The sequence below is a fragment of the Streptomyces sp. NPDC107471 genome, from assembly GCF_055582845.1.
Genome location: NZ_JBVJPC010000003.1, coordinates 117931 through 140164, shown reverse-complemented (window position 1 = coordinate 140164; position 22234 = coordinate 117931). Strand labels below are relative to the sequence as shown.

Here is a 22234-nt window from a genome sequence, read left to right as displayed (position 1 = left end):
TGCCGTCGACCGACCTGACCGACAGTCAGCCGTGGACCACGAGAGAGGCCTGGAGGCAGCGATTCTCCGAGAACGAAGCGCAGTCCGCCCCCGCCGCGCGCTGGTCGCCGGTTCGGTGGGCAACTTCATCGAGTGGTACGAGTTCGGCGTCTACGGCTACTTCGCCACGATCATCGCGGCCCGGTTCTTCACCCCGGAGGGCGGCAGCGAGGCCGAGGCGCTGGTGCGGACGTACGCCTCCTTCGGGCTGGCGTTCTTCTTCCGGCCCGTCGGCGCCGCCCTGTTCGGCCGGCTCGGCGACCGGATCGGCCGGCGCCCGGTGCTGATCCTGGTGATCACGCTGATGACCGGGGCGACCACGCTGATCGGCGTACTGCCCACCTACGACCGGGTGGGGGTGCTCGCGCCATGGCTGCTCACGTTTCTGAGGATCATTCAGGGACTGTCCGCCGGTGGGGAGTTCGGGGGTGCGGTGGCGGTGCTGACGGAGTCGGCCCCGCCGGGCCGGCGCGGACTGTACGGGGCCTGGCAGTCGTTCACGGTGGCGCTGGGCCTGCTGGCCGGCGCGGGGGCCGCCGCCCTGCTCGCGACCGTGCTGACGGATGCTCAACTGACCTCGTGGGGCTGGCGGGTGCCGTTCCTGCTCACGCTGCCGCTGGGACTCGGGGCGCTGTGGCTGCGGCTGCGCCTGGACGAGACGCCCGCCTTCCGGGAGGAGGTGATCCGGGAGAGGCCGGGTGCGCGCGAGGTCGCCGGGGCGATCGCGCTCGGCGCCGGGCGGATCATGGGCTGGGCGGCGGCCGGTTACACCTTCCTGGTCGTGCTGCCCGCGTACCTCCAGAGCACGCTGAGCGCCACCTTCCAGCAGGCGTTGATCGCGACCGTGCTCGCCAACCTCGGTTTCGCGGTCACCATCCTCCCGGCGGGTCTGCTCAGCGACCGGGTGGGACGGCGGCCGGTGATGGCGACGGGGGCCGCGCTGGTGGTGGTCCTGGCGGTTCCGCTTCTCAACCTCCTCCAGGCCACCGGGACTTCCGACGCGGTGAAGGGGGCGGCGGTGTTCGGGGCGGGAGCGGTCGTGGGGCTGATGGCGGGGCCGGGACCCGCGATGCTGGCGGAGCTGTTCCCGACCACCGTCCGCTACACCGGGCTGGGACTGGCCTACGCCCTGTCGAACGCCGTGTTCTCCGGCTGCGCCGGGCTCATCATCACCAAGACGGTCGAGCGCACCGGGAACGTGGACGTCCCGGCGTACTACGCGGCGGCGACGTGCGCGGTCAGTCTGCTCGCCCTGGCCAAGAACCCCTCCAGGAAGGCGGGTTGACCCCATGCGGGTGATCGGTCTGATGTCCGGGACCTCCTACGACGCCGTGGACGCGGCGGCGGCCGATCTGCGCCTGGCCGGCGACAGTCTCGTGCTGAAGCCGCTGGGAATGGTCAGCGAGGCGTACGACGACGAGGTCCGCGAGGCCCTCGCGACGGCGCTGCCGCCCGGGAGGGTCCCGATGGCCGAGGTGTGCCGGCTGGACACCCGGATCGGGCAGGCCTTCGCGGCCCTCGCGGTCCGGGCCGACCGTGAACTGTGCTCCTCGCGGGCGGACCTGATCGCCTCGCACGGACAGACGGTCCACCACTGGACCGACGGGGACCGGGTGCACGGCACCCTTCAGCTCGGGCAGCCCGCCTGGATCGCGGAGGCGACCGGACTGCCCGTGGTCGCCGACTTCCGGCCGCGCGACATCGCCGCCGGCGGTCAGGGCGCCCCCCTGGTCAGCCTGGTCGACCTGATGTGGCTGCGCGGCCGGCCGGGCACCCCGGTCGCGCTGAACCTGGGGGGCATCGCCAACATCACCGCGCCCGACGGGACCGCCTTCGACACCGGGCCCGGCTGCGCGCTGATCGACGCGGCCGCCCACGGGTTCAGCGGCGGGCGGCTCTCCTACGACGCCGAGGGGGCCCTGGCCGCCCGCGGCGAGGTCCACCGGCCGCTGCTGGAGCGGCTGCTCGCGGAGCCCTACTACGCGCTGCCCGCGCCGAAGACGACCGGCAAGGAGCTGTTCCACCTGGGCCATCTGCGCGAGGCGCTGGCCGGGCTCGGCACGCTGTCGGCCGAGGACGTCGTCGCCACCCTGACCTTCCTCACGGCCCGCACGGTCGCCGACGCGGTGTACGCGGCCGGCGCCACGGAGGTGCTGGCGTCGGGCGGCGGGACCCGCAACCCGGTGCTGATGCGGATGCTCGGCGACCTGCTGCCGGGGGTCGCCGTGCGCCCCTCCGACGTGCTCGGGCTGCCCGCGGCGGCGAAGGAGTGCCACGCCTTCGCCGTCCTCGGCTTCCTGACCGCCCACGGCCTCCCCGGCACCGAACCGGCCGGCACAGGCGCCCGGCACGCACGCGTACTGGGCTCGATCACCCCCGGCCACCAGGGACTGCGCCTACCACCACCCGCACGCCGACGACCGGTGCGACTCGTGCTGGAGTGAGCGCCGGCGGTGGCGAGGGGCCGCGACCGGAATCGGCGCCGGCGGTGGCGAGGGGCCTTGACCGGAATCGGGGCCGCCCCTCTCATCCCTCTTTCACCGAGTACTCATACGGTGGGGACATGACGCAGGAGACTCCTCCCGGGTGGTACCCCGATCCCGGGCAGACAAGTGACGGTCCCGCCACCGAGCGCTGGTGGGACGGCAGGGCGTGGACCGAGCAGACCCGGCCCGCCGGATCGGCCGCCGCATGGGGTCCTCCGGAACAGGTCGCGAGCCCCGCGGGCGCCGGAGCCTATCCGGGCTATCCGCCGTATCCCGTCCAGCCGCCGCCCGTGAAGCGGCGCGGCCGCACGGGCATAGCCGTGGCCGTGGCGGTCGTGGTGCTGGCGAGCATAGGCGTGGGCGTGTACGCGCTGGCCGACAACGGCGGCGGCAACGGCGACTCAACCACCTCGCAGGGACCGGGCGGCCAGGGCGGCCCCGGCGGGACGGGCGGGCCGTTCGGCGGCGACGGGGGGTCCGGCGGCTCCGGCGGCAGCGGGGGTTCGGACGGCGCGTCGCCCTCCCCGCAGGGATCCGAGGCGCCGAAGATCGAGAGCGGTTCGGTGACCGACTCCATCGACGGGATCAGCCTTCCGATCCCGGACGACTGGTACGGCCAGGAGATCCAGGTCGGGGCGTCCGTGACCTCGAACGACTCCTACGCGTGCCCCGGCGACACCGCCGAGAAGTGCACGAAGGGCGGTGCCTACTCGGCGCCCGCCCTGGCCCTCGGCACCAAGGGCAGCACGGCCGAGGCGGTCGCCAAGGCCGACATCGAGGCGAACGCCGAGCAGTCCTACGGCGGCAAGACCTACGGTTCGATCACCTCGCACGACGTGCTCGACTCCGGCGCGGTGACGGTGGCCGGGCAGAAGGGCTACCGGGTCCGCTGGAAGGCGGTCACCAGCAAGGGCTCCGACGGCTATGTGGAGTCCCTGGCCTTCCCGTCCCCGGCGAACCCGCAGCAGATCGTCGTGGTGCGCTTCGGGGTCGACGTCGAGGAGGGCCAGAGCGTGATCGACGACATCACCAAGGGGATCAAGGTGTCGACGGGCGGCGGCAGCGGCCAGCACGTGTGACGGCCGTCCCCACCTCCGGGCCCGGGTCGGCCGGGTGGGGCGCCTCTCCGCTCGGGAGGCACCCCACCCGGCCGGGGGGTGCGCGCCGCCCCCGTCCCCACGGTGCGGCGCGAGCAGGTCGCCGTCCAGTCATCCCGTGGACGGCGGCCTGGGTCTCAGGTCAGGCCGAGTGTCGGCAGCACGGCGGCCTCGACGAAGCGGACCAGGTAGTCCTGGTCGGCGTACTTGCCGTCGACGACGGGCCGGGCCCGGATGACGCCGAACATCTGGGCCGGGATGTATTCCAGCGCCGGGTGTCCGGATGCGATCTCGCCCCGGTCGACCCCACGCTGGAGGATGTGCCTCAGAGCGGCGATCTCCGGTTCGACCAGTGCCTCCCGCAGCGCCCGCGCGAGTTCCGCGTCCTGCGTGACGGCGTGGCCGAGCGCCTGGAGCAGCTTGGTGTCGTGCATCGACCAGCGGCCCGCGGCCCGGGCGGCCTCGCGCAGGTCCTCGGCGAGCGATCCGGTGTCGATCCCGTCGAACTTCGCCCGGCGGCGCGAGCGCAGGGCGGCGACCACGAACTGGGGCTTGGTCTTCCACTGCCGGTAGAGGGTCGACTTGCTGCAGCGGGTGCTGGCGGCGATGCCCTCCATGGTCACGGCGTCGTATCCGCATTCGCGGACCTGTTCGAGCACGGCGTCGAAGAACTCCTGCTCACGCTCGGGCGTGATCTTGGAGCGGCGCGAGGCGGCGACCGTCTCCGGTCCGTCCGCGGCCTGCGACGTCATGAGCTCTTCCCTTCCTTCACTCCGGCGACCGGTGTGCTGCGCGGTCGCCGCGTTTCATTCCCGGATTCCAGTGTGTCGTATGTCAATCGATACGCCAGTGTACCGGTACCCGACCGTATCGGTACACTGACGTATCGGTACGAGGTCGTATCGATGAGTTTCGGAATCCGGCCGGGTCATCCCCTTGTTCGGATTCAGTATCAGCACCACCGTCAGCGAAAGGGCCGGGGGAATGAATGCCCGCACCGAGCCTTCAGAAGCGGAGCCGGGCGCGACAGCGCGGCCGCCGCTCGTCCGTGAGCTCCTGCTCGTCGTAGGACTCTTCCTCGTCTACAAGTTCGGCCGGCAACTGGTCACGGGCCACACCACCGAGGCCTACCGCAACGCCGACCGCGTGTGGGACTGGGAGCGGACCCTGCACCTGCCCTCGGAGGGCTCGGTCCAGTCGCTGCTGCTGCACGGCGACACCCTCGCGCACGTCGCGAACACCTACTACGCGACCGTCCACTTCCCGGCCACGGTCGCCTTCCTGGTCTGGCTGTACCTGAGGCGCCCCGCCCACTACGTCTGGGCCCGCCGGGTCCTCGCCGGCCTCACCGGCGCCGCCCTGGTGCTGCACCTCGTCTTCCCGCTGGCCCCGCCGCGGATGCTCGCGGCGGCCGGACTGGTCGACACCGCGAAGGTCTACGGCCCCTCCGTGTACGGCCCGCCGCAGACCGACTCCCTCTCCAACCAGTTCGCCGCGATGCCCTCGCTGCACTTCGGCTGGGCCCTGATGGTGGCGATCGGCCTGATCGTGGCGACCCGCTCGCGGTGGCGGTGGCTGTGGCTGATGCACCCGCTGGTGACCCTGGCGGTGATCGTCGGGACGGCGAACCACTACTGGCTGGACGCGATCGTGGTGACGGCCCTGCTCGGCGTCGTCCTCGCCGTCGTCAGCCCCCTGACTTCGTCCAAGGGGACCCTCGTCCCGCTCCGCTCCCGGCACCGGACGGCCACCACGGCAGGCCGGGCCCAGGAGAAGCCCGCCCCGGCCGAGTCCGATGAGAACGTCCTGGTCGGAGCGGGCCGATGAACGCCACCCTGCTCGCCCTCGCCCTCTCGCTGCTCTCCTCCGTCGCCTACGCGGCCGCCGCCGTCGCCCAGGAGCGCCTCGCTTCCCGCGACCCCGGCTCCGGTGTGCTGCGGATGCTGGGCTCGGGCGCCTGGTGGGGGTCGGTCGCCCTCAACGCGTCGGCCGCGCTGCTGCACGTCGTCGCCCTCAAGTACGGCCCCCTGACCGTGGTCCAGCCGCTCGGCGCCCTCACCCTGGTCGCCGCGGTCCCGCTGGGCGCGCGGATCGCCGGGCGCCGGGTCAGCGCGACGGAGTGGCGGGGCACCGCGTACACGCTGGCCGGTCTCGCCGCGATCCTCGTGGTGGCGTCGGGCTCCGCGCCCGGCAGGGTGCTGAGCACGTCCGAGGCGGTGGCGGTGGCGGCGGTGACGGCGGCCCTCATCGGAGTGCTGGCCCGTCCCGGCGCCCGGCCCGGCATACGGCACGCGTCGGCGTCCGGGGTCGCCTCGGGCGTGGCGTCCGCGCTCACCCAGACCGTGACGGTGGCCGCGACGGACCGCTCCGGATCGCTCCTGAGCATCCAGGTGATCGGCGTGGCCCTGCTCGTGGCGGCCTTCGCCGCGGGCGGGCTCCTGCTCTCCCAGACCGCCTACCGGGACGGCCTCGGCGCCCCGCTGGCGGTGGTGACCCTGGCCAATCCGGTGGCCGCCGCGGTGATCGGCCTGTCCCTGCTGGGCGAGAGCCTGCGAGGCGGCGCGGCGGGCGTGCTGCTCGCCCTGGCGGGCGCGGGCCTGGCGGCCTGGGGCGTGGTGCTGCTGACCCGGATGCCCCCGGTCCCGGCGGACGACGACCACCCGGTGGCGGCGGTCCTCGCCCTCGAACCGTCGACGGCGTCGGTGGAACCGGCCCTGCGGGACATGACAGTGCCCCGGCAGTCCGAGCCGGGGCACCTCACACCGCTGTAGCGAGGCTCAGCCGAACCCGCGGGCGTCCTGCTTCAGCGCCGTGTCGACCGTCAGCGCGGTCGCGACGACCAGGCTCAGCAGCGGCTCGGGCAACTGGTAGTGGATCTGCAGCACGTAGTTGTCCGCGGTCGTGAACATCGTCTTGGCGAGCCCTTCCCACGTCTTCGTGATCCGGGCGACCTCGTTCTCCGTGTGGTCGACGATCGCGAAGTTCCAGGCCCGCCAGTTCTCCGCCTTGATCGCGCCGACCTGCCGGCCGTTCACCATCAGCGCGAAGTTGATCTTGCCGATCATGTTCTGCTGGACGATCTCACCGATCGGCGTGCCGTCCGGACGCTCCACGATCACCCGGGACTTGAAGATCTTGCCCGGCCGGGTCAGCAGCATGAGCGGCCGGCCGTGGGCGTCCCGGATCTCCAGCTTGATCTTCATGAACTGATCGATGCTGTAGAAGAACCGCACGATCTTCCGGAAGGCGCTCTGCCCGACCTGGGTGACGGAGCCGAGCTGGTTGCCGTGCTGGTCCATGACCTTGTACTCGTTGGTCAGCTCGATCAGCTTGGCCTTCTGGTTGACCACGAGCACCGGCTCGGTGAACAGCGTTCCGCCGCCCGCACCGCCCGCGTTGACGCCGGCCTGCTGCTGCACCTGGCGCTGCACCCGCGGATCGGGACCGGCCGACTGCTGGGGCATCTTCGGTGCCGGGGCCGGCGGGGCCGGCGGGGCCTGCACGGCCTGCCCCGCCCCCTGCTGGTCCTGGTGGGTGTGCTGGGTCCACTGCGTGCCGTCCCAGTACCGGAGCGTCTGGGCGGCCCCGTGCGGATCGGGGTACCAGCCTGCAGGTGTGTTCGAATGCGTGGTCACCGGGGCACACTACCCCGGGACCACTGCAATCCGGCCATGTGTACGACCGCTGCCCGTACGGCTTTACCTGGTGATTACGGCGGGATCGCTCACCCCGGGACGCCCGTTCTCGACATGTCCGGCGAATCGCCTGAGGAAGGCCGGTTCGGCGTCGGAGGTGACCGTCAGGTCGTACCAGCGGCGGCTCTTGGCGAGACCGAAGGTGTGCCGCACGGTGGCGCCGGCGCGCACGGTGACGGTCCGCGCGGGCCCGCCGTAGCCGCTCGCCACCGTCAGACGGGCCGTGCCGGAGCCCTTGTTGGTGAAGGTCAGTTCGACGTCGTCGCCGGTGTGGCGGGCGGTCACCTCGGGACCGGCGCTCTTGTTCGACCCCCTGAAGGCCCGCAGGAAGCCCGCCGGGCCGTGCACGGTCAGGTCGTACGACCCCTTGGAGTACGCCGAGTTCCAGGTGTCCGAGACCGTCCGGCCGGCCTCGGTGGTGTAAGTCCAGGGTCCGTCGGTGCGGTTGCCGGAGGTCACCAGGAAGGCGGCACCGGCCTTGGCGCCGGAGGCGAAGGTGAGGGTGAGGGTGCCGCCCCTCGCGTCGACCGAACCGTCCACGAACGGCGCGTACTTGAGGGGGCGGGCCGGGCGCAGGCCGCGCTCCTGCTTCGGCAGGGTGCCGACGGCGGGCGGGGTGGGCACGTAGTCGGGGTGGCGCTCGCGGTCCGGCGGCTCGTAGCCGTCGGTGTCCGGGAGGGCGACCGGCCTGGTGTCCTGGTGGCTGAAGTCGAAGGCGGAGGTCAGGTCGCCGCAGACCGCGCGGCGCCAGGGTGAGATGTTGGGCTCGTGGACGCCGAAGCGCCTCTCCAGGAAGCGGATGATCGAGGTATGGTCGAGCGTCTCGGAGCAGACGTAACCGCCCTTGCTCCAGGGGGAGACGACGAGCATCGGGACGCGCTGGCCGAGTCCGTAGGGTCCGGCCGGGTGGCCGGCGTCGCCCTTGAACAGGTCGAGCGCGGGGTCGACCGTGGACTTGCCCTGGGCCGCCGAACCGGGCGGGAAGGCCGGGACCACGTGGTCGAAGAAGCCGTCGTTCTCGTCGTAGGTGATGAACAGGGCCGTCTTCGCCCACACCTCCGGGTTCGCGGTGAGCGCGTCCAGGACCTGGGCGATGTACCAGGCGCCGTAGTTGGCGGGCCAGTTGGGGTGCTCGGTGAAGGCCTCGGGGGCGGCGATCCAGGAGACCTGGGGCAGCTTGCCGGCCTTGACGTCGGCCCTGAGCCGGTCGAAGTAGCCCTCGCCCTTGGTGAAGTCGGTGCCGGTGCGGGCCTTGTCGTACAGCGGGTCGCCGGGCTGGGCGTTCCGGTACTGGTTGAAGTAGAGCAGCGAGTTGTCGCCGTAGTTGCCCCGGTACGCGTCCGGGATCCAGCCCCAACTGCCGTTCGCGTCGAGGCCGTCGCCGACGTCCTGGTAGATCTTCCAGGAGACACCGGCCTTCTCCAGGCGCTCGGGGTAGGTGGTCCAGCCGTAGCCGGCCTCGTCGTTGCCGAGGACCGGGCCGCCGCCCTGGCCGTCGTTGCCCGTGTAGCCCGTCCACATGTAGTAGCGGTTCGGGTCGGTCGAGCCGATGAACGAGCAGTGGTAGGCGTCGCAGACGGTGAAGGAGTCGGCGAGGGCGTAGTGGAAGGGGATGTCCTCGCGGGTCAGGTACGCCATCGTCGTGGACCCCTTGTTCGGGACCCATTTGTCGTACTTGCCCCCGTTGAAGGCGGCGTGTCCGTCGTTCCAGCCGTGCGGGAGGTCCTGGATGAACTGCATCCCCAGGTCGTCGGCCTCGGGACGGAACGGCAGGATCTCCTTGCCCTTGGCGTCCGTCTGGTGCCAGACGGACCTGCCGTTCTCCAGCGTCACGGGGCGCGGGTCGCCGAAGCCGCGTACGCCCCTGAGCAAGCCGAAGTAGTGGTCGAAGGACCGGTTCTCCTGCATCAGGACGACGACGTGCTCGACGTCCTCGATCGTCCCGGTACGGTGGTGGGCCGGGAGCGCGGCGGCGCGCTGGATGCTGTTCGACAGCGCGGTGAAGGCGGTGGTGGCGCCCGCGAGTTGGAGGAATCTGCGCCGGTTGACGTCGGACATGAGTGAGGGACCTCTCAATCCTGCGCATCGATGGCCCGAAGGTGACGGAAGGTGCGCGCAGCGAGTGTTCCAAGAGCAACAAACGTCAGGGAAGGGTGCGGTGGCGCTGATGTGAAAGTCGGGGGTACGGGTGGGGTCGGTGGGGCGGGCTCCTCACCGGCGAGGGCTCAGTCCGCTCCCCCGCGGGCGTTGTAGACGGCGACCTCGCCCTCGTCGATCGCCTTGCGGTAGGCGCGGAAGACCGCGAGCGCCTCGTCCTTCAGCACCTCCCCGACGACCTCGATGCCCCGTGCCCTGAACTGCCCGGCCCAGTCCGCGCCGACCGGCCCCTCGTCGAACGTGGTGAGCTCCTCCAGCTCCGGGCCCTCCCCGGCGATCACCAGGCCGCGTACGCCGGACTACATCGTGGCGCCGTAACACTGCACGCATGGACGCCAGTTGACGACCAGCTCGTGCGCGGGCAGTCCCTCGGCGCCGAGGTCCCAGCCGCCGGTCGCCCGCTGGGCGAGGCCGAGCGCGACGACCTCGGCGTGCGCGCTGGAGACCCCGGCGGACAGGACGACGTTGACGCCGACGGAGACGATCCGGCCGGTCTCGCGTTCGGCGACGAGCGCGGCGAACGGACCGCCGTCGCCCTCACGCCAGTTGCGGTCGGCGAGCCGGTGCACCAACCGCATGCGGTCCTCGCGGGACGGCAGGGCGGCCGGCACGTGCGCGAATTCGCCGTCGATCCAGGCGGGCAGGGCGACGCGGTACTCCCTGGCGATGTCGATCACTGTGTCTTCCTCCACGGCCGGGCCGAGCGGTCTCGGCACTCATCATGCGCGTTCCCTCCGCGCCCGCGTCGGCTCGGACACGCCCGGCCCCCGCCACCGGGCCCCGCGTCCTTCCTCTTCCGTGAGACGGAAGCGGTGTTGCCGTCCCCCTCCGGCCGCCCGGACGATGCCACCACAGCAGACAGACGGGAGCCGCAACGATGCCGCACACGACCGCCTTCGCCAGGAACCAGTGGTACGTCGCCGCCTACAGCCATGAGGTGGGGCGCGAGGAGCTGCTCGGCCGGACCGTCCTCGGTGAACCGCTCGTCCTCTACCGGACCGAGGAGGACGGCACGCCCGTCGCACTCGCCGACCGGTGTGTGCACCGCCGGTTCCCGCTGCACGAGAAGCCGAGCCGGCTCGACGGCGACCGGATCGTGTGCGGGTACCACGGGTTCACCTACGACACGACGGGCACCTGTGTGTACGTGCCGGGGCAGAAGCGCGTACCGCGTACCGCCCGGGTCGCCTCCTACCCGGTGGCCGAGCTGGACTCCCTGATCTGGGTGTGGATCGGCGACCCGGCCCTCGCCGACGCCGACACCATCCCCCGGGCCCGGCACCTCGACTCCCCCGGCTGGGTCACCGTGCGCGGCATGGAGCCCATCGACGCCGACTACGGACTGCTGGTCGACAACCTCCTCGACCTCTCCCACGAGACCTATCTGCACGGCGGCTACATCGGCACCCCCGAGGTCGCCGAGACGCCGATCACCACGGAGGTCGACGAGGGCGCCGGCATCGTCCGGGTCAGCCGGCACATGGACGACGCCGAGTGCCCGCCGTTCTACGCCAAGTCCACCGGGATCAAGGGCCGGATCACCCGCTGGCAGGACATCGAGTACCACGCGCCCTGTCTGTACCTGCTGCACAGCCGCATCGCCCCGGTCGGCGTGCTGCCCGAGGCCGACGGCAGCGACCCGAACGGCTTCCACACCGAGATCACGTACGCCATCACGCCGTCCGGCGACGGACACGTGTACGACTTCTGGATGGTCTCGCGCGACTGGGCGACCGAGGACGCCGAGGTCACCGAGTTCCTGCGGGGCAACAACCACACCGTCGTCATGCAGGACGTCGACGCGCTCAACCTGCTGCAGAAGACCCTCGGCACCGAGCGCTCGGGCTACCAGGAGCTCAGCATCAACATCGACACCGGCGGTCTCGCCGCCCGCCGCATCCTCGCCCGTCTCGTCGAGGAGGGCGACAAGCCCGTGGAGAAGGTCCTGTGAGTGCCGCGTCCACCGGGGAGGTCTACCGCATCGACTGGCTGCCGGGCACCGACACCCTGCACGGCACCTGCCACTGCGGCCGCGAGCACACCTCGCAGGACCCGGTCGAGATGTGGGAGTGGATGCTCGCGCACCCGAACGGACACGCACCCCAGGGACAGGCCCCGCACGGAAACGAACCGCACGGAAACGAGTCGCACGGAAACGAGTCGCAAGGGAACGGTTCATGAGTGACGCGTACGAAGCCGAACTCGTCGTCGACCGCAAGGACTTCGCGGCCGACGGGGTGTTCGCCCTCACCCTGCGCCACCCGCTGGGCGAACGGCTGCCTGCGTGGGAGCCGGGCGCCCACATCGACGTGGTCCTCGGGCCCGGCCTGGAGCGCCAGTACTCCCTGTGCGGCGACCCGGCCGACCGCACCGCCTGGCGCATCGCCGTGCTGCGCGAGCCCGCGGGACGCGGTGGATCCGCCCATGTGCACGAGCAGTTGGGGCAGGGCGACAAGGTCCGGGTGCGCGGCCCGCGCAACCACTTCGCCCTGCGCCCGGCCCCCCGGTACCGCTTCGTCGCGGGCGGCATCGGCATCACCCCCATCCTGCCGATGCTCGCGGCGGCGGAGGCCGAGGGCGCCGAGTGGACCCTGCTGTACGGCGGACGGACCCGCGCGTCCATGGCGTTCACCAGGGAGTTGAGCCGCTACGGCGACCGCGTGACCCTCGCCCCCCAGGACGAGACCGGGCTCCTGGACCTGGCCTCGGTGCTGGACGAGGTCCCCGAGGGCACCCTCGTCTACTGCTGCGGCCCCGGTCCGCTGCTCGACGCGGTCGAGGAGTGCTGCCCGGCCGGGCTGCTGCACGTGGAACGGTTCACGCCGAAGGAGCAACCGGAGGGCGAGAACACGGAGTTCGAGGTCGAGCTGGCCCGGACCGGCGCGACGGTCACCGTCGCTGCGGACGTCTCCGTGCTCGACGCCGTGCGCGCCAGAGGTGTCGAGGTGCTGTTCTCCTGCACCGAGGGCACCTGCGGCACGTGTGAGACCGACGTCCTCGACGGCACCCCGGACCACCGGGACTCGGTGCTCACGGACGAGGAGCGGGAGGCCGGGGAGACGATGATGATCTGTGTGTCCCGGTGCCGGGGGAAGAGGCTCGTGCTGGACCTGTAGCCGCGGTGGACATCCGCAGGTCGCTCTCGATCCCGGCGACCGTGTCCAGCAGTGGCGGCAGCAGGTCCCGCCGGACCGCCGCGAGGGTCGTACGCCCCGCCTGCACGGGGATGTTGACCGCCGCCACCACCTCGCCGTCCCGGTCCCGCACCGGGGCGGCGATCGAGCGCAGCCCCTCCTCCAGTTCCTGGTCGACGAGGGCGTACCCCTGGCGGCGCACCCGGTCCAGTTCCGCCCGCAGGAGCTCGGCGGAGACGATCGTGCGGGCGGTGATCGGGGTCAACTCGGCGCGGGCGAGCCGTACTTCGGTCTCCTCCGGCGGCAGGTGCGCGAGGATGACCCGGCCGACCGAGGTGACATGGGCCGGGAAGCGGGTGCCGACGGTGATCGCCGCGGTCATGATCCGGCGCGCGGGCACCCGGGCCACGTACACGACGTCGTCGCCGTCGAGCACGCACAGGGACGACGACTCCCGTGTGCTCTCGACCAGTTGCTCCAGATGGGGTTCGGCGATCTGAGCCAGCGAGAAGCTCGACAGGTAGGAGTAGCCGAGCTCCAGCACGCGCGGGGCGAGCCGGTAGGCGCGGCCGTCGGCGCGGACGTAGCCGAGGTCGGCGAGCGTCAGCAGGAAGCGGCGGGCCGCCGCGCGGGTGAGTCCGCAGGTGCGGGCCACCTCGCTGAGGGTCAGTTCCGGGTGGTCGGCGTCGAAGGCGCGGATGACGGCGAGGCCGCGCTCCAGGGAACGGACGAAGTGGGGGGCGCGGGCTGCTTCGGACATCGTCGCCTCCGTCGAGCAAATGTCAACAATATTGTCAGCCAAAGGTGTTGACCTCGACCCGCGAGACCAATACCTTTCGCGCTGAGCACCACTGTGCGGTCTGCGCACAGCCTGTCGTAAGCACAGCCTGTCGGAACAACGAAGTCTGCACAGGAGGAGCCATGCGTCGTCTGCTCGCCGCCCTCGCGGCCGGAGCATTCCTGGTCACCGCGTCGGCCTGTGGTTCGTCCGGCGACTCGGGGGCCTCGGACTCGGGATCGTCGTCGGGCGGCACCACCACCGTCAAGCTCGGTCTCATCCCGATCGTCGATGTCGCGCCGATCTATCTGGGCCAGGAGAAGGGCTTTTACCGCAAGCACGGGCTCACGCTCCAGATATCGACCGCGTCCGGCGGCGCGGCGATCGTGCCGGGCGTCGCCAGCGGGCAGTTCCAGTTCGGTTTCTCCAACGTCACCTCCCTGCTGATCGCCCAGTCGTCCGGAGTGCCCGTCAAGGCGGTCGCCAACGGCATCGCCTCGACGGGCGTGGCGGGCAAGGACTTCGCGGGCATCGCGGTGAAGCAGGGCAGCTCGATCAGGTCCGCGAAGGACCTGGAGGGCAAGAAGGTCGCCATCAACACCCTGAAGAACATCAACGAGTCCGCGGTGCGCGAGTCGGTCCGCAAGGACGGCGGCGACCCGGACAAGGTGAAGTTCGTGGAGCTGGCCTTCGACCAGATGCCGGCCGCCCTCGACGGCGGTCAGGTCGACGCGGCCTGCGCGGTCGAGCCCGCGCTCGCCACCATCAAGGGCCAGGGCGGCCAGGTGATCGCCTCCCCGATGGTGGACGTGGCCGCGAACACCACGGTGGCCATGTACTTCACCTCCACGCGGTACCAGCAGCAGAACGCCGACGTGGTGAAGAAGTTCCAGGAAGCCACCGCCGAGTCCCTCGCCTACGCCGACGCGCACCCGGACGAGGCACGCCGGATCATCACGACGTACACCAAGATCCCGGCGTCGGTCCTGGAGCAGGTGACCCTGCCGAAGTGGCCGGCCGAGCCCAACAGGGAGTCCATCGAGGCGCTGGCGAAGCTGGGCGAACAGGACGGGTTCTTCAAGAAGACCCCCGACGTGGACGCGCTGCTTCCGTGAGGTTCCAGGACACGGCGCTGGGCGCCGCCGGACTCGCGGCCTTCCTCGCCCTCGGTGAGGCGGTGCCGCGGCTCGGTCTGGTCAAGCAGGAGTACTTCCCGCCGACCAGCCGGATCGCGCGCGCCCTCGCCGACGAACTCTCCGACGGCGCCTTCTGGACCGCGCTCGGCGACACCCTCACCGGCTGGGCCCTGGGCCTGGCCGTCGCCGCCTCGGCGGGGATCGTCGTCGGCGTGGTCCTTTCGGTGGTGCCGTACCTGCGCGAGGCGACCGCCTCGACGATCGAGTTCCTGCGCCCGATCCCCTCGGTCGCCCTCATCCCGCTGGCGGTGCTGCTGTACGGCAGCGAACTGCGCTCGGTGCTGCTGCTCGTCGTGTACGCCAGTTTCTGGCAGGTCCTCATCCAGACGCTCTACGGCGTCCAGGACGTCGACCCCGTCGCCGACGAGACGGCACGGTCGTACGGTCTCGGCACCTGGGCGCGGGTCCGGCACGTGCTGTGGCCGACCGCGCTGCCGTACGTGATGACCGGTGTGCGGCTGGCCGCGGCCGTCGCGCTGATCCTCGCCATCACCGGTGAACTCGTCATCGGGGCACCGGGGTTGGGCGCCAGGATCGCGGTGGCGCAGAACTCGCAGGCGGTGCCGGAGATGTACGCGCTGATCGTGATGACCGGCCTGCTGGGGCTGCTCATCAACGTCGGCGCGCGTACCGTGGAGCGGCGGGCGCTGGCCTGGCACCAGTCGGTGCGCGGGGAGGTGGCGGTGTGAAGCGGCTCGTCTCGCGACTGGTCCTCGTGCTCGCGCTGCCCGCGGTGCTGGTGGGGGTCTGGTGGCTGGCCTCGGACGGCAGCACCGACGTCTTCTGGCCGCCGCTGCGCACCATCCTGCAGACGTTCCCGGACGTGTGGACCGCCGAACGGCTGCGCGACGACGTCCTGCCCAGCCTCTGGCGCCTGACGGCGGGTTACGCGCTCGCGGCCGTCGTCGGGGTCGCCGTCGGCACGGTCATCGGCTCCTACCGGCGGGTGCGCGCGGTGTGCGAACCGGTCCTGGAGTTCCTGCGGGCGGTTCCCCCGCCGGTCCTCATCCCGGTCATCATGCTGTTCGCGGGCATCGGCGACACGATGAAGGTCACCGTGATCGCGAGCGGCTGCGTGTGGCCGATCCTGCTCAACACCGTCGAGGGCGTCCGCGCGGTCGACCCCGTGATGGTGGAGACGGCCCGCTCCTACGGCATCTCCGGGCAGTCCCGGCTGCGCCATCTGGTGCTGCGCTCGGCGAGCCCGCAGATCTTCGCGGGCCTGCGCCAGGCCCTGTCGATCGGCATCATCCTGATGGTCATCAGCGAGATGTTCGCGGCCAGCAACGGCATCGGCTTCACCATCGTGCAGTTCCAGCGCAGTTTCGCGATCCCCGACATGTGGACCGGGATCCTCGTCCTCGGTCTGCTCGGGTTCCTGCTCTCCGTCGTCTTCCAGTTGGTCGAGCGGCGGGTCCTCGCCTGGTACCACGGCCTGCGCGCCTCGGCACGGCGGTCCCCGTGAAGCACCCCGACGCGAAAGGGCGGTCCATGCTCGACGTACGCGGCCTGCAGAAGGTCTACGAGGGGTCAGGGCGCCGGGTGGAGGCGGTGCGCGATCTGACCTTCACCGTGGACGCGGGGGAACTCGTGTGTCTCGTCGGCCCCTCGGGCTGCGGCAAGACGACCCTGTTGAAGTGCATGGGCGGTCTCCTCGACCCTACGGCGGGCGAGGTCCACCTGGCGGGCCGGAAGGTGAGCGGCCCGCCGCCCGGGATGGCCTTCGTCTTCCAGGAGTACGGCCGCAGCCTCTTCCCCTGGATGCGGGTCGCCGACAATGTCGAACTCCCCCTGAAGCAGAAGGACCTGACCAGGGCGCGGCGGCACGGACTGGTCGCCGACGCACTGGAGTCGGTGGGTCTCGCGGATGCCGCCGACGCCTATCCCTGGCAGCTCTCCGGCGGTATGCAGCAGCGCGTCGCGATCGCCCGCGCCCTCGCGTACGAGCCCGAGGTCCTGCTGATGGACGAGCCGTTCGCGGCCGTGGACGCACAGACCCGGGCCGACCTGGAGGACCTGGTGCGCACGCTGTGGCGGGAGCGCGGCATCACGATCCTGTTCGTCACCCACGACATCGACGAGGCCGTGTACCTGGGTGAGCGGGTGATCGTGCTGTCCGCCTCCCCCACGGTCGTGCAGGAGCAGCTCAAGGTCGATCTGCCGGACGAGCGGGACCAGTTGAACACGCGTGTGGCCCCGCGCTTCGCCGAACTGCGCACCCATGTGTACGAGCAGATCCAGGCGGCCAAGCGCGGGGTCGTGCGGGACGCTCCGGTCACGAGGTCCGATACGCCTCCACTTCACTGAACTGCGCCGCGGGCCACGCGGTGTTGGCGCTCACCGACAGCCGCAGGTACCGCACGTTGCTGCCGGGCAGGGTGACGGTGGCCGTGTTGCCGGTCGCCGGGTCGAAGCGGTAGCCCTGGGCGCCGACGACGGTGGTGTAGCTGCCGCCGTCGGTGCTGCCCAGCACGGTGACGGTCTGGGTGCGGGCCTGCCAGGCGCTCTGCGGAGGCAGCTTCAGCACCACCCTGCGCAGCGGCTCGGCCGCTCCGAGGTCCACCGTCCAGGACTGCGGGAAGGCGTTGTTGGCGGACTCCCAGTAACTGTTCGCGTCGCCGTCGACGGCCCTGCCGGGCGTGTAGACGTCCTGGGAGCCGGTCGCGGTGGCCGGGCGGCCCTTGGCGAGGTTGCGGTTCGGGTCCGGCTCGGGATTGCCCTGCCCCGGCTGCGGCCAGGTCGAGCAGTCCGACCAGGTGCTGCTCCAGCCGGAGTTGCCGCCGCCGTCGGTGAGGGCGAAGGTGCCGGAGCTCGCCGGGTAGGGGCAGTTGTAGACGCCGGCCACGCCCACCGAGCCGGCCGTGACGTTGCGGAAGCTCGCGGCACCCTGGGCCTCCGCCTGTACGACGACCGTACCGGTGTTGCGCACGGTCGCGCCGTTCACGGTGACGTTCCGGACCGCGTGGCCCTGTCCCCCGCCGGACACGAACTCGAAGGCGCTGTACGGGCTGTCGGTGATGGTGGTGTTGGTGATGTTCACCGTGGCGTTGATGGCGCTGTCGTACGAGTCGACCCGCAACGCCCCCATCGGATGGTTCCAGTTGGGGTTCATCGCGCCGGTGCGGACCAGGGTGTTGCCGTCGACCGTGATGGTGCCGGCCAGCGGGAAGAACGGGTCGAGGAACTTCTGGTTGGAGATCGCGATGCCGCTGCCGAGCGCGTTGGTGTCGGAGACCAGGTTGTTCCGCACGGCGATGTCGGTGCCGCCGTAGATCGCGATGCCGTTGGCGAGGTTCGGCTGGGTGATGGTGTTGTTCTCGAAGCTGCTGTTGGTGTCGGGGGCGTTGAGCGACCACATGGCGAGCGCGTCGTCGCCCTGGTTGCGCAGGAAGTTGTTCCGGACGCGCACTCCCCGGGCGTTGCCGTTGAGGTTGAGGCCGTCGGCGGTGGTGTCGAGGATGCGGTTGTTCTCCACGACGAGGTTGTCGTTGTTGCCGGTCAGCCAGAGGCCGACCTTGAGGTGCTGGAGCCACATCCCGGAGACCGAACTGCCGGGACCCAGGGAGCCGTTGACGAAGTTGTCCGGGTTGGAGTCGACCCGCTCGGTGACCTCGCCGACGACCGCGAAGTCCTTGATGTGGACGCCTCCGGCGGAGCCGGACTGGTCGATGAACCGGGAGGAGTGCACGATCGAGTGCCAGTTCCCGGCGCCCTGGAGGGTGACGTTCTGGACGCCGCCGAGGGCGGACGTCAGCCGGTAGTCGCCCGGCGGGATCCACACCACTCCGCCCTGGGCGGCGGAGATCGCGTCCCGGAACGCCTGGGTGGAGTCGCCGTTGCCGGTGGGGTCGGCGCCCTTGGAGGTGACGGACACGGACCCGGCGGGCTGCCCTGCGGCCGTCGCGACCTGCTCGAAGTCGGCCACGTCGACGGTGACCTGGGTGCCGGTGGACTCGAAGGCGACCCTGTCGCCCGCCTGGACGTTCTGGCCCAGGAGGAGGCGGGCGTTGTCGAAGAAGTGGTGGGTTCTGGCGCCGGCGATCCAGCCGGTGTCGATGTAGGAGTACTTGGAGGTCACGGGCAGCGTCCTGGCGAGCCTGGTGCCGTTGACGTAGACGTTCAGCGTGCCCGACTGGCCGTCCGGGACGCTGTGGGCGAGGTTCACGGCGTTGGCGGCGCGCGGCACCGTGAACTCGACGCGCTGGCCTGCACCGAGCCGTACCGCCTGCCGCCCGGACGCCTCCGAGGCGAGCGTCCCCTGGGTGTGGTCGGGCCCGATCCTGGTGCCGGTCGTGGTGGCGGACTCGGCCTCGACCGAGGTGAAGGGCAGGGTGGCGCCCGCGGCCGCGTGGGCGGCGGGTGCCGTGGCGGTGAGGAGGCCGGCGGAGAGGGCCGCCACCATCATCGCTGCTGGCATGCCCCTGACAGATCTGTGCATGTGCTGATCCCTTCGCGTGTGGACCCCTCGTGGCGGATGCGGTGGGCGCGGCACACTCAAGCACCCGCGACAACCGCCCGCAAGATGTCCGCGCGGAATCCGTAATTACTCGACAGCACAGCGGCAGAGATGGATTTCATAGATGCAGGGCCCGCACGGTGGACAACAGACGGGACGACACCGCCACCCGCCTGCGAGTTCAGCACCTCCAAGCTCCGCCACCGCGACGGGGCATCGCACCACTCACGCAAGAAAGGCGCAAGAAAAGCAAGCCACTTGCGCACCAAGGTCAAGGGGCCCCGGGTGACCCGCCGTCACACCCGGCTCCCCGTCGCCGTGTCCGCCGACAGCCGCTGGGCGAGGTAGATCGGGATCACCGACAGCAGCACCAGGACCGCCGCCACCACGTTCACCACGGGTGCCTGCTGCGGGCGGGTCATGTTGTCGAAGATCCAGAGGGGCAGGGTCTCGACGCCCGGGCCCGCGGTGAAGGTGGTCACCACGATCTCGTCGAAGGAGAGGGCGAAGGCGAGCAGGGCACCCGCGAGGAGGGCCGAGCGGACCAGCGGGAAGGTGACGTCGACGAAGGCCCGGAAGGTGTTGGCACCCAGGTCCATCGCGGCCTCCTCGTAGGAGCCGGAGGTGCGGCGCAGACGCGCGACGACGTTGTTGAAGACGACGACGATGCAGAAGGTGGCGTGGCCGACGACCACCGTGAAGAGCCCGAGGCCGACCCCCAGCGGCTCCAGTACCGTGCCGAACGCCGAGTTGAGGGCGATGCCCGTGACGATCCCCGGCAGCGCGATCGGCAGGACGACCACGAAGGAGAGCGTGCCCCGGCCGAAGAAGCGGTGCCGGGCGACGGCGAAGGCGATGAGCGTGCCGAGGACCAGCGCGACGGCCGTGGCACCCAGCCCCGCCCTGACCGACACCCACAGCGCCTCACGGGCTCCCGTGTTCTCCAGGGCCACCGACCACCAGTGCGCGGTCAGGCCGGGCGGTGGCCAGCTCGCGCTCCGGTCGGGATTCAGGGAGTTGACGAGGACGAGCACGAGCGGGACGTAGATCACCGCGAAGCCGAGGCCGGCGGCGACGCGCAGGGCGATCCGCGCGGAACGGGAGAGCTGCACGACGGGCTCCTCTACAGACTGCTCAGCGCACCGGTGCGGCGCATCGCCAGCAGGTACAGCACGATGACGGCGACCGGGACCGTGCCGAGCGCGGCGGCCATCGGCAGGTTGAGTTCGATGTTGGAGTAGACGAGGTTGCCGATGAGCTGGGTCTTGCCGCCGACGATCTGCACGGTGATGTAGTCGCCGAGGCTCAGCGAGAAGGTGAAGACCGACCCGGCCGCCACCGACGGCAGCACCATCGGCAGGACCACGGAGCGGAAGGTCCGGCCGGCCCGCGCCCCCAGGTCCGCCGACGCGTCGAGCAGGTTGGCGGGCACCTGCTCCAGCGCCGTGTGGATCGGCAGGATCATGTACGGCAGCCAGAGGTACGTCAGGGTCAGCACGGTCGCCGTCAGTCCGTACCCCGGCCCGGTCAGCCCGAACGGCCTCAGCATCCAGTCGGCGAGCCCGCCCTCGGAGAGGATCAGCCGCCAGGCGTACACCTTGACCAGGTAACTCGCCCACAGCGGGGTGAGGATGGCGACGACCAGCAGGGGCCGCCACCGGGGCCGCGCTACCCGTGCCGTGAAGAAGGCGACCGGGAAGGCGATCACCGCGCACAGCACGGTGACCGCCAGTGCCACGCCCACGCTCCGCAGGATCACCTGCCGGAAGACCGGGGTGGTGACCAGCTCGTGGAAGTTGTCGGTCGACCAGACCTTCACCACCTCGGAGGTGAAGGAGTCCGTGGTCCAGAACGCGGAGACGAACAGCACGGTCAGCGAGCCGAGGTAGAGCACCGCCAGCCACAGCAGCGGGGCCGTGAGGAGCAGGGCGAGCCGGAGGCGGGGGCGGCGGTGCAGCGCCCCCGCGGTCCGTGTCGTGAGGGTCATGCCTCAGCCCTTGATCTCGGTCCAGGCCTGCACCCACTTGGCGTACGGCACGCACGTGACGTCGGTGCGGCCGTCCAGGCACTGCTCGATGGGCGTGTTCCAGAAGGCGATGTTCTTCCAGTAGTCCTCGTCGGCGGCGTGGTAGGTCGTGCAGAACTTCCTGTCGCTGGTCAGGTCGCAGGCCTCGGAGTTGGCGGGTGCCTCGCCGAAGTACTCGGCGACCTGGGCGTTGACCTTCGGCGAGACGATCCAGTCGAGCCATTTGTAGGCGCAGTTGGGGTGCTCGGCCTTGGCGGAGACCATCCAGGTGTCGGACCAGCCGGTCGAACCCTCCTTCGGGACGAAGGCCTTGACCTCGGCTCCCTCGTCGGCGGTGAGGTTGGCGATGACCTGCCAGGTGGTGCCGATCACGGAGTCGCCGCTCTTGAACGCGGAGATCTCCTTGAGGTAGTCGCTCCAGTACTCGCCGATGTTCGCGTTCTGCTTCTTCAGCAGGGCCACGGCCGCGTCGAACTGCTTCTGGTCGAGCGCGTAGGGGTCCTTGATGCCGAGGTCGGGCCGGGTCGCCTTCAGGTACAGCGCCGCGTCGGCGATGTAGATCGGCGAGTCGTACGCGGTGACATGGCCCTTGTACCGGGACGCCTCGTCGAACACGGCGGACCAGGAGGTCGGGGCCGGGCTGACCTTCGCGGTGTTGTACATCAGCAGGTTGGCGCCCCGGCCGTGCGGGATGCCGTACATCTGCCCGTCGACGGAGTTCCAGGCGCCGTCCTTCAACCCGCTGAAGATGTCCTTGTAGTGGGGGACGAGGTCGGTGTTGACGGGGGCCGCGTCCCCGGCGGCGATGAGGCGCAGGGAGGCGTCGCCGGAGGCGGAGACGGCGTCGTACCGGCCCGTCTTCATCAGCTTGACCATCTCGTCGGAGCTGGCGGCCGTCTTGGAGTCGACCTGGCAGCCGGTCTGCTTCTCGAAGTCGCTGACCCAGTCGACCTTCGGGTCGTTGGATCCGTCCTCGACGTAGCCGGCCCAGGCGATCAGGTTGACCTGGCCCTCGGTGGCACCCAGTTTCGTGGGCGCCTTGAGGTCGGGCGGGTTGAGTCCGGCGGAGCCGCCGGAGCCGGTGTCGGAGGAGCCGCAGGCGGTGGCGGCGAGCAGCAGGGCGACGGCCGCAGCCGCGGGGAGGGGGAGGCGCACGACGTACTCCATCTG

At 70.9% G+C, this 22234-nt stretch carries 20 protein-coding genes and 1 pseudogene; 12 read left to right on the top strand and 9 right to left on the bottom strand.

All coding sequences use genetic code 11. From position 1 onward, the window contains the following. The first annotated feature begins 31 nt into the window (after positions 1-31). The 3 genes from ACZ66S_RS10115 (at position 32) to ACZ66S_RS10105 (ending at position 3604) form a co-directional block, all read left to right on the top strand. Positions 32-1324 (top strand): MFS transporter, encoded by a 1293-nt coding sequence (locus tag ACZ66S_RS10115; RefSeq protein WP_469901037.1) that lies wholly within the window; start codon positions 32-34, stop codon positions 1322-1324. Positions 1325-1328: 4 nt separating this feature from the next. Beyond that, positions 1329-2483: an anhydro-N-acetylmuramic acid kinase gene (locus tag ACZ66S_RS10110; RefSeq protein WP_469901036.1), complete on the top strand. Its 1155-nt coding sequence runs from the start codon at positions 1329-1331 to the stop codon at positions 2481-2483. 119 nt (positions 2484-2602) lie between these two features. Next, positions 2603-3604 carry a DUF2510 domain-containing protein gene (locus tag ACZ66S_RS10105; RefSeq protein ID WP_469901035.1) on the top strand — a complete coding sequence of 334 codons (1002 nt, stop codon included), beginning with the start codon at positions 2603-2605 and terminating at the stop codon, positions 3602-3604. 155 nt (positions 3605-3759) lie between these two features. On the opposite strand, the gene ACZ66S_RS10100 is transcribed toward ACZ66S_RS10105, so the two are convergent. Further along, positions 3760-4374 carry a TetR/AcrR family transcriptional regulator gene (locus tag ACZ66S_RS10100; RefSeq protein WP_469901034.1) on the bottom strand — a complete coding sequence of 205 codons (615 nt, stop codon included), beginning with the start codon at positions 4372-4374 and terminating at the stop codon, positions 3760-3762. A 232-nt stretch (positions 4375-4606) separates the two neighbouring features. Here ACZ66S_RS10100 and ACZ66S_RS10095 point away from each other — a divergent pair, with 232 nt between their 5' ends. Together ACZ66S_RS10095 and ACZ66S_RS10090 are read left to right on the top strand one after the other, a co-directional pair. Continuing rightward, positions 4607-5449 (top strand): phosphatase PAP2 family protein, encoded by an 843-nt coding sequence (locus ACZ66S_RS10095; protein WP_469901033.1) that lies wholly within the window; start codon positions 4607-4609, stop codon positions 5447-5449. Then, the gene (locus ACZ66S_RS10090) at positions 5446-6393 is read left to right on the top strand and encodes a DMT family protein (protein WP_469901032.1); all 948 of its coding nucleotides are present in this window, start codon (positions 5446-5448) and stop codon (positions 6391-6393) included. The genes ACZ66S_RS10095 and ACZ66S_RS10090 overlap by 4 nt, the downstream gene beginning before the upstream one ends. A 6-nt stretch (positions 6394-6399) precedes the next feature. Here the strand turns inward: ACZ66S_RS10090 and ACZ66S_RS10085 are convergent, their stop codons facing one another. The 3 genes and pseudogenes from ACZ66S_RS10085 to ACZ66S_RS10075 form a co-directional block, all read right to left on the bottom strand. Continuing rightward, positions 6400-7257 (bottom strand): LURP-one-related family protein, encoded by an 858-nt coding sequence (locus ACZ66S_RS10085; protein WP_469901031.1) that lies wholly within the window; start codon positions 7255-7257, stop codon positions 6400-6402. Positions 7258-7320: 63 nt separating this feature from the next. After that, positions 7321-9375, bottom strand: a complete 2055-nt coding sequence (locus ACZ66S_RS10080; protein WP_469901030.1) for a phosphocholine-specific phospholipase C — start codon at positions 9373-9375, stop codon at positions 7321-7323. Between the two features lie 167 nt (positions 9376-9542). Continuing rightward, positions 9543-10151: pseudogene (locus ACZ66S_RS10075) on the bottom strand (tRNA-specific adenosine deaminase). 200 nt (positions 10152-10351) lie between these two features. Here ACZ66S_RS10075 and ACZ66S_RS10070 point away from each other — a divergent pair. The 3 genes from ACZ66S_RS10070 to ACZ66S_RS10060 are packed head-to-tail and all read left to right on the top strand — an operon-like array spanning position 10352 to position 12590. After that, positions 10352-11425, top strand: coding sequence for an aromatic ring-hydroxylating dioxygenase subunit alpha (locus tag ACZ66S_RS10070; RefSeq protein WP_469901029.1), 1074 nt, complete (start codon positions 10352-10354; stop codon positions 11423-11425). Then, a complete protein-coding gene (locus ACZ66S_RS10065) occupies positions 11422-11655 on the top strand; it encodes a hypothetical protein (RefSeq protein WP_469901028.1) in 234 nt (77 codons plus the stop codon). Before ACZ66S_RS10070 ends, ACZ66S_RS10065 begins: the two co-directional genes overlap by 4 nt. Further along, entirely contained in the window at positions 11652-12590 is a 939-nt protein-coding gene (locus ACZ66S_RS10060; RefSeq protein ID WP_469901027.1) for a PDR/VanB family oxidoreductase, read from the top strand. The genes ACZ66S_RS10065 and ACZ66S_RS10060 overlap by 4 nt, the downstream gene beginning before the upstream one ends. Here ACZ66S_RS10060 and ACZ66S_RS10055 read toward each other — a convergent pair. Next, positions 12505-13368 carry an IclR family transcriptional regulator domain-containing protein gene (locus tag ACZ66S_RS10055; RefSeq protein WP_469901026.1) on the bottom strand — a complete coding sequence of 288 codons (864 nt, stop codon included), beginning with the start codon at positions 13366-13368 and terminating at the stop codon, positions 12505-12507. The two genes, ACZ66S_RS10060 and ACZ66S_RS10055, sit on opposite strands and share 86 nt — an antisense overlap. A 161-nt stretch (positions 13369-13529) precedes the next feature. Here ACZ66S_RS10055 and ACZ66S_RS10050 point away from each other — a divergent pair, with 161 nt between their 5' ends. From ACZ66S_RS10050 to ACZ66S_RS10035, 4 genes are read left to right on the top strand one after another with little or no spacing between them, the layout of a single operon-like run. Continuing rightward, a complete protein-coding gene (locus ACZ66S_RS10050; protein ID WP_469901025.1) occupies positions 13530-14501 on the top strand; it encodes an ABC transporter substrate-binding protein in 972 nt (323 codons plus the stop codon). After that, positions 14498-15271, top strand: a complete 774-nt coding sequence (locus tag ACZ66S_RS10045; protein WP_469901024.1) for an ABC transporter permease — start codon at positions 14498-14500, stop codon at positions 15269-15271. The genes ACZ66S_RS10050 and ACZ66S_RS10045 overlap by 4 nt, the downstream gene beginning before the upstream one ends. Then, entirely contained in the window at positions 15268-16047 is a 780-nt protein-coding gene (locus ACZ66S_RS10040; RefSeq protein WP_469901023.1) for an ABC transporter permease, read from the top strand. The genes ACZ66S_RS10045 and ACZ66S_RS10040 overlap by 4 nt, the downstream gene beginning before the upstream one ends. Before the next feature lie 26 nt (positions 16048-16073). Further along, positions 16074-16889, top strand: a complete 816-nt coding sequence (locus ACZ66S_RS10035; RefSeq protein ID WP_469901022.1) for an ABC transporter ATP-binding protein — start codon at positions 16074-16076, stop codon at positions 16887-16889. Here ACZ66S_RS10035 and ACZ66S_RS10030 read toward each other — a convergent pair. The 4 genes from ACZ66S_RS10030 to ACZ66S_RS10015 all read right to left on the bottom strand — a co-directional run bounded on the left by ACZ66S_RS10030 (position 16858) and on the right by ACZ66S_RS10015 (position 22231). After that, complete coding sequence (locus ACZ66S_RS10030) at positions 16858-19020, bottom strand: galactose-binding domain-containing protein (RefSeq protein ID WP_469901021.1); 2163 nt, start codon at positions 19018-19020, stop codon at positions 16858-16860. The genes ACZ66S_RS10035 and ACZ66S_RS10030 overlap by 32 nt on opposite strands. A 314-nt stretch (positions 19021-19334) precedes the next feature. Continuing rightward, positions 19335-20150: an ABC transporter permease gene (locus tag ACZ66S_RS10025; RefSeq protein ID WP_469901020.1), complete on the bottom strand. Its 816-nt coding sequence runs from the start codon at positions 20148-20150 to the stop codon at positions 19335-19337. An 11-nt stretch (positions 20151-20161) separates the two neighbouring features. Further along, a complete protein-coding gene (locus ACZ66S_RS10020; RefSeq protein WP_469901019.1) occupies positions 20162-21025 on the bottom strand; it encodes an ABC transporter permease in 864 nt (287 codons plus the stop codon). Positions 21026-21028: 3 nt separating this feature from the next. Then, the gene (locus ACZ66S_RS10015; RefSeq protein ID WP_469901715.1) at positions 21029-22231 is read right to left on the bottom strand and encodes an ABC transporter substrate-binding protein; all 1203 of its coding nucleotides are present in this window, start codon (positions 22229-22231) and stop codon (positions 21029-21031) included. Between the last annotated feature and the right edge of the window lie 3 nt (positions 22232-22234).

Coding starts and splice junctions, on each gene's coding strand:
- ACZ66S_RS10105 (WP_469901035.1), top strand. CDS start 2,603: ATGACGCAGGAGACTCCTCCCGGGTGGTACCCCGATCCCGGGCAGACA.
- ACZ66S_RS10070 (WP_469901029.1), top strand. CDS start 10,352: ATGCCGCACACGACCGCCTTCGCCAGGAACCAGTGGTACGTCGCCGCC.
- ACZ66S_RS10080 (WP_469901030.1), bottom strand. CDS start 9,375: ATGTCCGACGTCAACCGGCGCAGATTCCTCCAACTCGCGGGCGCCACC.
- ACZ66S_RS10015 (WP_469901715.1), bottom strand. CDS start 22,231: ATGGAGTACGTCGTGCGCCTCCCCCTCCCCGCGGCTGCGGCCGTCGCC.
- ACZ66S_RS10050 (WP_469901025.1), top strand. CDS start 13,530: ATGCGTCGTCTGCTCGCCGCCCTCGCGGCCGGAGCATTCCTGGTCACC.
- ACZ66S_RS10060 (WP_469901027.1), top strand. CDS start 11,652: ATGAGTGACGCGTACGAAGCCGAACTCGTCGTCGACCGCAAGGACTTC.
- ACZ66S_RS10030 (WP_469901021.1), bottom strand. CDS start 19,020: ATGCACAGATCTGTCAGGGGCATGCCAGCAGCGATGATGGTGGCGGCC.
- ACZ66S_RS10090 (WP_469901032.1), top strand. CDS start 5,446: ATGAACGCCACCCTGCTCGCCCTCGCCCTCTCGCTGCTCTCCTCCGTC.
- ACZ66S_RS10100 (WP_469901034.1), bottom strand. CDS start 4,374: ATGACGTCGCAGGCCGCGGACGGACCGGAGACGGTCGCCGCCTCGCGC.
- ACZ66S_RS10035 (WP_469901022.1), top strand. CDS start 16,074: ATGCTCGACGTACGCGGCCTGCAGAAGGTCTACGAGGGGTCAGGGCGC.
- ACZ66S_RS10095 (WP_469901033.1), top strand. CDS start 4,607: ATGAATGCCCGCACCGAGCCTTCAGAAGCGGAGCCGGGCGCGACAGCG.
- ACZ66S_RS10020 (WP_469901019.1), bottom strand. CDS start 21,025: ATGACCCTCACGACACGGACCGCGGGGGCGCTGCACCGCCGCCCCCGC.
- ACZ66S_RS10110 (WP_469901036.1), top strand. CDS start 1,329: ATGCGGGTGATCGGTCTGATGTCCGGGACCTCCTACGACGCCGTGGAC.
- ACZ66S_RS10055 (WP_469901026.1), bottom strand. CDS start 13,368: ATGTCCGAAGCAGCCCGCGCCCCCCACTTCGTCCGTTCCCTGGAGCGC.